This is a genomic window from Streptomyces pathocidini, from assembly GCF_001418495.1.
In the GTDB taxonomy this organism is placed as follows: domain Bacteria; phylum Actinomycetota; class Actinomycetes; order Streptomycetales; family Streptomycetaceae; genus Streptomyces; species Streptomyces pathocidini.
In genome coordinates this window covers 1-10,731 of record NZ_LIQY01000265.1, presented here as the reverse complement: position 1 = coordinate 10,731, position 10,731 = coordinate 1, and the positions used below count along the sequence as shown (strand labels likewise).

9 protein-coding genes, 1 tRNA gene and 1 pseudogene are annotated in these 10,731 nt (G+C 71.5%); 4 read left to right on the top strand and 7 right to left on the bottom strand.

From position 1 onward, the window contains the following. Window positions 1-171: 171 nt before the first annotated feature. Entirely contained in the window at window positions 172-984 is an 813-nt protein-coding gene (locus AOK16_RS14370) for a hypothetical protein (RefSeq protein ID WP_055472656.1), read from the bottom strand. Window positions 985-1,031: 47 nt separating this feature from the next. Here AOK16_RS14370 and AOK16_RS14365 point away from each other — a divergent pair, with 47 nt between their 5' ends. After that, a complete protein-coding gene (locus tag AOK16_RS14365) occupies window positions 1,032-1,220 on the top strand; it encodes a DUF5703 family protein (RefSeq protein WP_055472655.1) in 189 nt (62 codons plus the stop codon). A gap of 130 nt (window positions 1,221-1,350) precedes the next feature. On the opposite strand, the gene AOK16_RS14360 is transcribed toward AOK16_RS14365, so the two are convergent. From AOK16_RS14360 to AOK16_RS14350, 3 genes are all read right to left on the bottom strand, one after another. Beyond that, the gene (locus AOK16_RS14360) at window positions 1,351-2,088 is read right to left on the bottom strand and encodes a chaplin (protein ID WP_055472654.1); all 738 of its coding nucleotides are present in this window, start codon (window positions 2,086-2,088) and stop codon (window positions 1,351-1,353) included. A gap of 141 nt (window positions 2,089-2,229) precedes the next feature. After that, window positions 2,230-2,463 carry a chaplin gene (locus tag AOK16_RS14355; protein ID WP_055472653.1) on the bottom strand — a complete coding sequence of 78 codons (234 nt, stop codon included), beginning with the start codon at window positions 2,461-2,463 and terminating at the stop codon, window positions 2,230-2,232. Between the two features lie 156 nt (window positions 2,464-2,619). Continuing rightward, window positions 2,620-3,939, bottom strand: coding sequence for a M20/M25/M40 family metallo-hydrolase (locus AOK16_RS14350; RefSeq protein WP_055472652.1), 1,320 nt, complete (start codon window positions 3,937-3,939; stop codon window positions 2,620-2,622). 240 nt (window positions 3,940-4,179) lie between these two features. Here AOK16_RS14350 and AOK16_RS14345 point away from each other — a divergent pair. Beyond that, window positions 4,180-4,264 (top strand) — tRNA-Leu (locus tag AOK16_RS14345). Between the two features lie 51 nt (window positions 4,265-4,315). Here AOK16_RS14345 and AOK16_RS14340 read toward each other — a convergent pair. Next, the gene (locus AOK16_RS14340) at window positions 4,316-5,062 is read right to left on the bottom strand and encodes a polysaccharide deacetylase family protein (RefSeq protein ID WP_240483563.1); all 747 of its coding nucleotides are present in this window, start codon (window positions 5,060-5,062) and stop codon (window positions 4,316-4,318) included. 401 nt (window positions 5,063-5,463) lie between these two features. Here AOK16_RS14340 and AOK16_RS29270 point away from each other — a divergent pair, with 401 nt between their 5' ends. Both AOK16_RS29270 and AOK16_RS14330 read left to right on the top strand, forming a co-directional pair. After that, window positions 5,464-5,943 (top strand): chaplin, encoded by a 480-nt coding sequence (locus AOK16_RS29270; RefSeq protein WP_079101374.1) that lies wholly within the window; start codon window positions 5,464-5,466, stop codon window positions 5,941-5,943. A gap of 126 nt (window positions 5,944-6,069) precedes the next feature. Beyond that, window positions 6,070-8,442, top strand: a complete 2,373-nt coding sequence (locus AOK16_RS14330) for a phosphoketolase family protein (protein WP_055472657.1) — start codon at window positions 6,070-6,072, stop codon at window positions 8,440-8,442. A gap of 46 nt (window positions 8,443-8,488) precedes the next feature. Here the strand turns inward: AOK16_RS14330 and AOK16_RS14325 are convergent, their stop codons facing one another. Then, window positions 8,489-10,030, bottom strand: coding sequence for an APC family permease (locus AOK16_RS14325; protein WP_055472651.1), 1,542 nt, complete (start codon window positions 10,028-10,030; stop codon window positions 8,489-8,491). Window positions 10,031-10,120: 90 nt separating this feature from the next. Further along, window positions 10,121-10,731, bottom strand: a pseudogene (locus AOK16_RS14320) (hypothetical protein); the annotation flags it as partial.

Here is a 10,731-nt window from a genome sequence, read left to right as displayed (position 1 = left end):
AGCGGCGCCACGCAGCGGCGCCACGCAGCGGCGCCACGCAGCGGCGCCACGCAGCGGCGCCACGCAGCGGCGCCACGCAGCGGCGCCGTCGACCGGGCCGAGCCCGAGTCGACGGCGCCGCAAGAACCGGCAAGAACCGGCAAGGGTCGCGAGGAACGTGAGGGCGGCCCCTCAGCGCCCGGAGGTGTCGCGCGCCTCCGCCTCACCGTCCCCGTCGCCCTCCTCGTCCTCTGCTTCCTCGTCCCCGACGACTTCGTCGTCCCCGACGCTCTCCTCGTCCCCGACGACTTCCTCGTCCCCGACGACTTCCTCGTCCTCCGCTTCCTCGATCTCGCCCTCTTCGAACGCGTCCTCGTCCTCGAGCTCGTCGTCGAAGACCGCGCTGATGTCGAAGCGGCAGATCACCTGCTGCGGGTCGACCTGGTCGAAGGGCGCGCTCAGCCACTCCCCCGGTTCCGCCGGTTCGTCGAGTGCCGCGACCCACAGCGTGGAGTCGCCCTCCTCCAGCCCGAACTCCTTGTGGCGGGAGGCGATTTCATCCGGTTCGAACTCCCCGAACAGCACGCCGAGGGCCGCGTGGGCGCTGGCCCCGGCCGCGCTCGCGGCGCCGTTGTGGCCGGCGAGGTCCACATCGGGGTCGAGGTCGGCGACCCGCTGCGCCTGGGCGAGCAGCCGCTGCGGCTTGGCCACCGCGTAGTCCCGGCGGATCAGCACGGTGAGCGCGCTGGGTTCCTCGGGCCCGGTGTAGGCGGGCATGGTGCCGTCGCCGGGGATCTCGAAGGGGGTGACTTCGTCGTAGGCGTCGTAGAGCAGTTCGTCGTACGCCTCGGCCGCCGCGGCCAGCTCGTTGAAGGCGGCGTAGACGGCCGGGTCGTCCTCGCCCGACCGGCGCTCGACCGCGTCGAGGTGGCGGTCCAGCGCGGTTTTGACCGCCTCGGCGGCGGCGCGTACCTCGGCAGCGGTTGGCTGCGCAGCATCAGACATAGTGCAGACGCTATCCGTACCAGGGCTCTGCCCGCACAATAGATGCGATGCCGGAATACGAATTTCGCGACGTGTACGTGCCGCGCGGGGTGTCCCGCAAGGCCGCCACGCGCCTGCTGACCGACCACGCGGAGTACGGGCACTGGGAATTGGACCGTCTGCGGCTGTACCCGGACGGCAGCCGGAGGGTGCGGCTGCGCCGCCGGATCATCCGTCAACTGCGTGCCACATGGTGAGACGGCCACCTGCCGACACGCCCCGGTGACCACGAGTGAGGCGAGTGGGAAGAAAAAGATGGAGCGGGCCCCGTGACACGGGACCCGCTCCGCGTTCCGCCCGGCCCGCGGGCCGGGGACGGCGCTCCGGCTAGCGCCGGGCGGCCGCCCGCGAGCGGCGGTAGAGCACTGCGCCGCCGAGCATCAGCGCGGCGCTCGCCGGGACGGCGACGCCCAGCATGTCGCTGTCGGTGCCGGTGGTGGCGAGCTGGCCTTCGGTCCGGGGCTCCACCACGGTCTGCGGCTTGTGCTCCGGCGCCGGCTTCTCCTTGCCCGGCTTCGACGGCTTGGCCGGCTTCCCGGGCTTGCTGGGCTTGCCGGGCTTGCTCGGCTGCTCCGGCTTGCCCGGCTGCTCGGGCTTGCCCGGCTGCTCCGGCTCACCCGGGCGCCCGGGCGGGTTGGGGTTGTCGACGTTGGCACAGTCGTTGGCGACGGCCGGGTTCGCGATGCCGATGACGTCGACGGTGTTGCCGCAGGCGTTGACCGGCACGTTGACCGGCACCTGCACGGTGTTGCCCGAGGCGACGCCCGGTGAGCCCGTCGAGGCCCCACCCGCGCTCGAACCGCCGCTGCCCGAGCCGCCATTGGAAACGTGGGCACACGAGTTGCCCATCGCCGGGTTGAGCAACCCGACGACATTGACGGTGTTGCCGCACAGGTTCACCGGCACGTTCACCGGCACCTGCACCGCATTGCCCGAGAGAAGGCCCGGCGAGTCCGCCGCCACGCCGTTCGCGCCCGCGTCCGCGTACGCAAAGCCGCCCGTCACCGCGAGCACACCGCCCGTGGCGGCAATCATGATCAAACTCTTTTTCGCGACCTGTCGCATAGGTCCGCTCCCCTGCTGCCTAGTACCTTCGGAAAGTTCACGGCGGGCCGCTGCCCGCCGTCTCGGTCCCCGCGGCCCCGGAATGCATGGCGTGCATCCGGGCCCGCGCGGGCTCACGCCCTCACGGGCGGCGGTTCAACGTCACGCGTTCACGCAGGTGTTGCCGAAGGCGGGGTCAAACAGAGTGATCACGTCGACGGTGTTGCCGCAGGCGTTGACCGGCACGTGCACCGGCACCTGGACGGCATTGCCCGACAGGACACCAGGTGACTGGGCAGCAGCCCCCTGAGCCCCGGAGTCGGCAACGGCCACACCGGCGCCGGCGAGCACGAGCCCGCCGGTGGCAGCCGCAGCAGCGACGACCCTCCTGATCATTCTTCCTCCTCGTTGGCACAGCGCTCCCGTGCGCGGGATCGCACAGCCTGTAACGAGGAAGGGGGAACCGGGCCACGGGGCCATCCGGGCGTTCACTCTTTCCAGCGAGGTACGTACGAATACCCGATCAGCGACCGCACACAACTTGCCCTGGAATCAACACTGGTCGAGGAAGCGGTCCAGCACGCGGACCCCGAACTTCAGCCCGTCGACCGGGACTCGCTCGTCGACTCCGTGGAACATCCCCGCGAAGTCGAGCTCCGGCGGGAGTTGGAGCGGGGCGAAGCCGAAGCAGCGGATGCCGAGGTCGTCGAAGGACTTGGCGTCCGTACCGCCGGAGAGGCAGTACGGCACGGCGCGCGCGATGGGGTCCTCGGCCCTCAGCGCGGACTGCATCGCCTCGACCAGCGAGCCGTCGAAGCTGGTCTCCAGCGCCTTGTCCGCGTGCACGTCCTCGCGCCTGACCCGCGGGCCCAGGATCCGGTCGAGGTCGGCGAGGAACTCCTCCTCGTAGCCGGGCAGGAAGCGGCCGTCGACGTGGGCGGTGGCCTGGCCGGGGATGACGTTGACCTTGTAGCCGGCGCCCAGCATCGTCGGGGCGGCGGTGTTGCGGAGGGTGGCGCCGATGATCTTCGCGATGCCGCCGAGCTTCGCGAGCGTCGCCTCCATGTCCTCGGGGTCGAGCGGGGTGCCGAGCGCGTCGGACAGCTCGTCCAGGAAGGACCGCACGGTCTTGGTGACCCGGACCGGGAACGGGTGGCGGCCCAACCGGCCCACCGCCTCGCACAGTTCGGTGATCGCGTTGTCGTTGTTGGTCATCGAACCGTGCCCGGCGGTGCCGTCCACGATCAGCCGCATCCAGTGCATGCCCTTCTGCGCGGTCTCCACCAGGTAGAGCCGCAGGTTCTCGTTGACGGTGAACGAGAAGCCGCCGACCTCGCCGATGGCCTCGGTCACGCCCTCGAAGAGCTCGGGGTGCTCGTTGACCAGGTGCCGGGCGCCGTAGACGCCGCCGGCCTCCTCGTCGGCGAGGAAGGCGAGCACGATGTCGCGCGGGGGCCTGCGGCCGCTGCGCAGCCGGTCCCGCACGACCGCCAGCGTCATCGCGTCCATGTCCTTCATGTCGACCGCGCCCCGGCCCCAGACGCAGCCGTCGGCGATCTCGCCGGAGAACGGGTGGTGCGTCCAGTCGTCGGCGTTGGCCGGTACGACGTCGGTGTGGCCGTGGATGAGCAGCGCGGGCCGGGAGGGGTCCTCGCCCTCGATCCGGGCGACGGTCGAGGCCCGGCCGGGGTGCGACTCGAAGATCTTCGGTTCGAGGCCCGCCTCGGCGAGCTTCTCGGCGACGTACTCGGCCGCCGCCCGTTCACCGGGCCCCGAGTGGTCGCCGTAGTTGCTGGTGTCGATCCGGATCAGATCCCGGCACAGGTCGACGACCTCGTCCTCTCCCGTACGGGCCGGCTTCGACTCGCTCACACTGCCTCCTCGTGGTTCGCTGCCGCGGCCGGGCCGGTCGGCCCCCGCTCCGCGGCGGGTGTCCACGGCCATCCTCCCTCTCCCGGGCCCGCGGCCCAAGGCCGCAATACGCCCGTCACGCCCCCGTCACGACGCCTCCGCGGGGCCTCGGCAGCGCCCACCCGGGTGATCGGCCACGGCCGGATGTTTGCTATGGTTTCCCACGTCGCGGCGGCCTCCGGGCCGGGCGGCGGACACCTTGTCCGGGTGGCGGAATGGCAGACGCGCTAGCTTGAGGTGCTAGTGCCCTTTATCGGGCGTGGGGGTTCAAGTCCCCCCTCGGACACACCGTACGGCCGCGGGCCGGGGAGCGTTCTCCCCGGCCCGCGGCCGTTTCTCACCCCACGGCGCTGCTCAGCGGCGGAGTGTCCGCCTCCGCGGGGAGCGCCCGGCGGCGTACGGGGTGGAGCAGGCGTTTGGCGGTCAGCCGGAGGGCGCCGTCCCGGCCGCCGACGCGGATCCGGGGCAGGGCGTACGTGCCGGTGAACAGGCCGGGGTCGACGGCGCAGGCGTAGGCGTAGCCGGCCTCCCGTACGGCCCGGATGGCGCGGGCGTCGACGGCGCCGTACGGGTAGCAGTAGCCCTCTACCGGGTGGCCGGTGATGCGCTCGAGGAGTGCGCGGCTGTGGGCCGTCTCCTGGCGCAGCGGGACCTCGTCGGCCTCGGGCAGGGGGACGTGGCGCAGGCCGTGGGAGCCGATCTCCATGCCCGCGGCGGCGGCCTCGCGGATGCCGTCCGTGGTCAGCAGGGGCCTGCGGGGGCCGAGCCGCGCCCAGGCGTTGTCGCCGCCGAGGCGGCCGGGCAGTACGAACACGGTCGCGGTGAAGCCGCGTTCATGCAGCACCGGCACGGCGTTCTCGGTGAAGTCGGCGTAGCCGTCGTCGAAGGTGAGGCCGACCAGCCGGTCGGCGCGGCCGGCGGCCCGTTCCCGCAGCAGCTCCCCGACGCCGACCCCGCGCAGGCCGCGCCGCTCCATCCAGCGCAGCTGGCGGCGCAGCCGGTCGGGGGTGACGGTGGTGCGGTACGGGTCCTCCGTGCCGGCGGCGACGGAGTGGTACATCAGCAGCCAGGGTTCAGCGGACATGGCCTCCCCGCTTTCGTGTGACGGAGCATTACGCGGGCCCGGACGGAACCCAAGCAGAAATGTCACGGCCATTCGCGGGACGCGCCCGGCTACTCCGTGCGTGGCGTCGTCCATTCGGACCGGACGGTCCATCATTTAGTCGGCAGGAATACCAACAAGTCTTCGTACAAGGCGTCATGGCATACGCCGGGTGAACGCGTAACGGTGAATCTGTAGGCCGTTTTCCTCGGGTTTCTCGGTCAGCACCCCCCGAATAGCAGAGCTCCGCGCGCCGGGTTCCCGATCTCATGCCCATGATTGGCGCAGCCCCGGATGACCTCATCGGGAGACCATGCGGTGATCGATGACCGGATCGAAGCTACGGGGATAAGCACCATTCCCAACCTGAAAGGAAAATGGTGATGAAGCGAATCGCCAGGGCTGCCACGCTGACCGCCGCGAGCTGCGCTCTCATCGTGGGCGGCGCGGGCGCCGCTGTGGCCGAGAACGGCTACGGAGGTGGCGGCGGCGAGGAGAAGCCGAGCTACGAGGAGCCGATCCACAGGAAGCCGCACAAGAAGGAACACAAGCAGCGGGAGCACCGCGAGCACCGCGAGAACCACAAGAAGTACTACTCCAACGAGAGGAACGGCGACCAGGGCACCAATGCTGCGGTCCTCGGTTCTCCCGGCTTCCTCTCCGGCAACGCGATCCAGACCCCGGTCTCGATCCCGATCAACCTCTGCGGCAACACGGTCGACGTCATCGCCGCCCTGAACCCCGCGTTCGGCAACACGTGCGCCAATGTCAGCGGCGGTGGCTCCGGGCGCGAGGGCTACGGCGCCCACAAGGGCAACGGTCACAAGGGCAACGACAACTTCAAGGGCGGCAACAGGCACTAGCCGCAACGCGCCAAGTCGGACCGAGACGGGGCCGCCGGATCCATTCCGGCGGCCCCGTCCGCGTGGTGCGGCGCCCGTGTGGGGCACGTACCGCGTTCCCGGTTCCCCGAGTTCGAGGAGGGCCTGATGGCCACCGAGCACCCCGGCCCCGGCGAGACGGAGCTGTCGGCGCTGGACGCGCACTGGCGGGCCGCGAACTACCTGTCCGCCGGGCAGATCTACCTGCTGGAGAACCCGCTGCTGCGGGAGTCTTTGACGTCGCGTCAGATCAAGCCGCGGCTGCTCGGCCACTGGGGCACGACGCCCGGCCTCAACCTCGTCTACACGCATCTGAACCGGGTCATCAGGGCCAGGGGGCTCGACGCGATCTGCGTGTGGGGGCCGGGGCACGGCGGGCCCGCGGTGGTCGCCAACTCCTGGCTGGAGGGCAGCTATTCGGAGAACTACCCGGATGTGGGCCGGGACGCCGCGGGGATGGCGCGGCTGTTCCACCAGTTCTCCTTCCCCGGCGGGATTCCCAGCCATGTGTCCCCGGACGTGCCGGGTTCGATCCACGAGGGCGGCGAGTTGGGCTACTCGCTGGCGCACGCGTACGGGGCCGCGCTGGACAACCCGGGGCTGCTGGTGGCCTGTGTCATCGGAGACGGGGAGGCGGAGACCGGTCCGCTGGCCGGGTCCTGGCACTCCAACAAGTTCCTCGATCCGGTGCACGACGGGGCGGTACTGCCGATCCTGCACCTCAACGGCTACAAGATCGCCAACCCGACCGTGCTGGCCCGGCTGCCCGAGGCCGAACTCGACGATCTGCTGCGCGGATACGGCTACGAGCCCCTGCAGGTGACGGGCGACCAGCCGCCGCTGGTGCACCGGGCGATGGCCGTGGCCATGGACCGCGCCCTGGACCGTATCGCCGGGATCCAGCGGGCCGCGCGCGAGGAGGGGGCGGCCGAGCGGCCGCGCTGGCCGGTGATCGTGCTGCGGACGCCGAAGGGCTGGACCGGGCCCGCGGAGGTCGACGGGCTGGCGGTGGAGGGCACATGGCGCTCGCACCAGGTGCCGTTGGGTCAGGTGCGGGAAAACCCCGAGCACTTGCGGCAGTTGGAGCGGTGGCTGCGCTCGTACCGGCCCGAGGAGCTGTTCGACGGGGACGGGCGGCCGGTGGCGGAGGTGCTGGCGTGTGTGCCGGAGGGCGAGGCGCGGCTCGGCGCGAACCCGCACGCCAACGGCGGTCTGCTGCTGCGCGATCTGCCGGCGCCGCCGCTGGAGGACTTCGCCGTGCACGTCGGCAAGCCGGGGGTGGGGCTGCACGAGCCGACGCGGGTGCTGGGCGCCCTGCTCGCCCGGATGATGGCCGAGACGGCCGAGCGCCGCGATTTCCGGGTCTTCGGGCCCGACGAGACGGCCTCGAACCGGCTGGACGCGCTGTACGAGGTGACGGGCAAGGCCTGGCAGGAGGCGCTCGCCGAGGGGGACGAGAACCTGGCGCGGGACGGCCGGGTGATGGAGGTGCTGTCGGAACACCTGTGCCAGGGCTGGCTGGAGGGCTATCTACTGACCGGGCGGCACGGTCTGTTCGCCAGCTACGAGGCGTTCGTGCACATCGTCGACTCGATGGCCAGCCAGCACGTCAAGTGGCTGAAGACCGCACGGAAGTTGCCCTGGCGGCGGCCGCTGGCCTCGCTCAACTACCTGCTGACCTCGCATGTGTGGCGGCAGGACCACAACGGCTTCTCGCACCAGGACCCCGGTTTCGTGGACCATGTGCTCAACAAGAGCCCCGAGGTCGTACGGGTCTATCTGCCGCCGGACAGCAACACCCTGCTGTCGGTGGCCGAGCACGTGCTGCACTCCCGGGACTACGTGAACGTGGTGGTCGCGGGCAAGCAGCCGTGCTTCGACTGGCTGTCGCTGGAGGACGCGCGGGCGCACTGCGCGCGGGGCGCGGGGGCGTGGGAGTGGGCGGGCAGCGAGCACACCGGGCGCGAGCCCGATGTCGTACTCGCCGCGGCCGGGGACGTGCCGACGCAGGAGGTGCTGGCCGCGGCCAACCTGCTGCGGCACCATCTGCCGGATCTGGGGGTGCGGGTGGTCAACGTGGTCGACATGACGGCGCTGATGCCGCGGGACCTGCATCCGCACGGGATGCCGGACGGGGAGTACGACGCGCTGTTCACCCGCGACCGGCCGGTGATCTTCGCGTACCACGGCTATCCGTGGCTGATCCACCGGCTGGCCTACCGGCGGGCCGGGCACCCGCACCTGCATGTGCGGGGCTACCAGGAGTCGGGCACGACGACCACGCCGTTCGACATGGTGGTCCGCAACGACCTGGACCGCTACCGGCTCGTCATGGACGTGATCGACCGCGTGCCGGGGCTGGGCGTACGGGCCGTGGGCGTGCGCCAGGCCATGGCGGACACCCGCACCCGGCACCACGCGTGGATCCGCGAGCACGGCACGGACCTGCCGGAGGTCGCGGAGTGGCGCTGGACGGTGTAGGTGCAGCGGGCCGCCCCGCCGCCGGGTGGCGGGCGGGGCGGGCCCGTCACGCCGACGCGGTCTTCCCCACCGGAGGTGCCGTGGCGGCCCTCTCCAGTTGGAAGGCCTCGTTGCCCAGGCCGATGCGGGCGTGGGTCTCGGGCTTGACGGTGCGCAGCACCAGGCCGTAGACGAGGCCGATGGCCAGGGCGGCGCCGATGACGGCCGGCAGGGCCCAGCTGAGGGCGGAGCCGGGGCCCGCGCCGACGAGGACGTCGAAGTCCTTGACCGTGTAGAAGGCGATGACCAGCAGCGCGAGCCCCGAGAGCCCGGAGCAGACGAGCCGCCAGGCCTGGACGCGGGCGGCGCCGCGGCGGGTGAAGAAGACGATGACGGCGAGCGAGGCGGCAGCCATCAGCAGGATGACGCCGAGCGCGCCGACGTTGCCCATCCAGGTGAACAGCCGCAGCACCGCCGCGGTCGGGTCGCCGACGGGCTTGTCGTCGGTGAGCGCGAAGGCCAGGACGAGGACCAGCGAGACGGTGGTCTGGAGCAGGGAGCCCGTGCCGGGGGCGCCGCTGGAGCGGTTGGTGCGGGAGAAGACGGCGGGCAGCAGGCCCTCGCGGCCCATCGCGAACGCGTAGCGGGCGACGACGTTGTGGAAGCTGAGCAGCGCCGCGAACATGCCGGTGACGAACAGGATGTGGAGCAGGTCGGTGAAGGCGCCGCCCAGCCGGCTCTCGGTGAGGAAGAACAGCAGGCCCGCGCTCTGCTTCTGGGCCGCGGGAACGATTCCGGAGGGGCCGGCGGCGACGGTGAGCGCCCAGGAGCTGAGGGTGTAGAAGAAGGCGACGAAGCCGATGGCCAGGAACATCACGCGGGAGACGACGAGTTGGGGGCGGCTGGTCTCCTCCGCGTACACCGGGGCCTGTTCGAAGCCGGTGAAGGCGGCGATGCAGAAGCACAGGGCGGTGCCGAGGCCGGCGCCGGCGAGCGTGTCCGGGTTGAAGGCGTGGAGGGACAGGCCCTCCTTGGCCGGGTCGGCGACGGCTGCGATGTCGAAGACGACGACGAGGGCGACCTCGATGATCAGCAGGACGCCGAGCACCTTGGCGTTGAGGTCGATCTTCAGCCAGCCGAGCGCGCCGACCACGGCGACGGCGGCCAAGGCCGGGATCCACCAGGCGAGTTCGGTGTCGAGGTAGGTGGCGAAGAGGCCGGAGACCTCGAAGCCGAAGATGCCGAAGATGCCGACCTGGAGGGTGCTGTAGGCGACCAGGGCGACGAAGGAGGCCCCGGCGCCCGCGGTCCCGCCGAGGCCGCGGGCTATGTACGCGTAGAAGGCACCGGCGTTGTGGACGTGGCGGCTCATCTCCGCGTACCCGACGCTGAAGAGGGCCAGGACGACACCGAGGATCACGAACAGCAGTGGCTGCCCGACGATGCCCATCACCGCGTATGTGGTGGGCATGACACCCGCGACGACCATGAGGGGCGCGCTGGCGGCCAGCACCGACAGCAGGAGCCCTGCCACCCCGATCCGGTCGGCGCGCAACGCCCGGTCCTGTCCTTTGAACGTGCTGATCTCGGTGCTTCTGCCCGTCGGCATGGCGGGGCCGTCCTTTCGGTGGGCTCGGTGAGCGGGGGTGCGGGGGGGGACTGCGAAGCGTACGCGGTGGCGGCCCGAACGGGGGCCGGATTACGAGGAGTTGATCACGAGGCGGCGGGCGGCCCGGAAGGCCTTCCCGGGGTCGCGATCGGGATAGCTCCACGGGGCGTCGGTGGCGTACGGGCCGATCCGTTCGAAGAGGGGGGCGGCCTCGGCGGGGCGACCCTCGGCGACCTTGGCGTGGGCCAGGAAGTTGAGGTCGATCCGGTGGCGCGGGTGGTGCTGGCCTCCGCCCCATTCCAGCCACCAGTCGAAGGCGGCCTTCATGGCCTGCCGGGCGCGGCGGGTGGCCCAGTGGCGGGACTTCGCCGGGTCGTCGGGTTCGGCGCCGGCCAGGGCCAGTACGCGATAGCGCTCGGTGTGCGCGATCACGGGCAGGACGGCCAGCGGGGAGTCGGCGGGGGCCTGTTCGGCGGCCCAGGTGGCGAAGTCGTACACCTCGTGGAACGGGTCGTCGGCGTAGCCCTGTTGGCGCTCGGCCAGGCAGGCGGTCATGAGGTGGTGCGCGTGGTGGTGGTCGCGGTGGCGGCCGCGCACCTGGTCGAAGGCCTGCAGCTGTTCCTCGTCGGTGCCGGTGGCGCGGGCCAGGATCAGCAGCGCCAGCCAGGGGGTGGGGTCGGCCGGGGCCATGCGGGCCGCGG

Bases quoted from the DNA above. Each gene is read 5' to 3' on its own strand.
- AOK16_RS14370 (WP_055472656.1), bottom strand. From the start codon at position 984: ATGTCTGATGCTGCGCAGCCAACCGCTGCCGAGGTACGCGCCGCCGCC.
- AOK16_RS14365 (WP_055472655.1), top strand. From the start codon at position 1,032: ATGCCGGAATACGAATTTCGCGACGTGTACGTGCCGCGCGGGGTGTCC.
- AOK16_RS14360 (WP_055472654.1), bottom strand. From the start codon at position 2,088: ATGCGACAGGTCGCGAAAAAGAGTTTGATCATGATTGCCGCCACGGGC.
- AOK16_RS14355 (WP_055472653.1), bottom strand. From the start codon at position 2,463: ATGATCAGGAGGGTCGTCGCTGCTGCGGCTGCCACCGGCGGGCTCGTG.
- AOK16_RS14340 (WP_240483563.1), bottom strand. From the start codon at position 5,062: ATGTCCGCTGAACCCTGGCTGCTGATGTACCACTCCGTCGCCGCCGGC.
- AOK16_RS29270 (WP_079101374.1), top strand. From the start codon at position 5,464: ATGAAGCGAATCGCCAGGGCTGCCACGCTGACCGCCGCGAGCTGCGCT.
- AOK16_RS14330 (WP_055472657.1), top strand. From the start codon at position 6,070: ATGGCCACCGAGCACCCCGGCCCCGGCGAGACGGAGCTGTCGGCGCTG.
- AOK16_RS14325 (WP_055472651.1), bottom strand. From the start codon at position 10,030: ATGCCGACGGGCAGAAGCACCGAGATCAGCACGTTCAAAGGACAGGAC.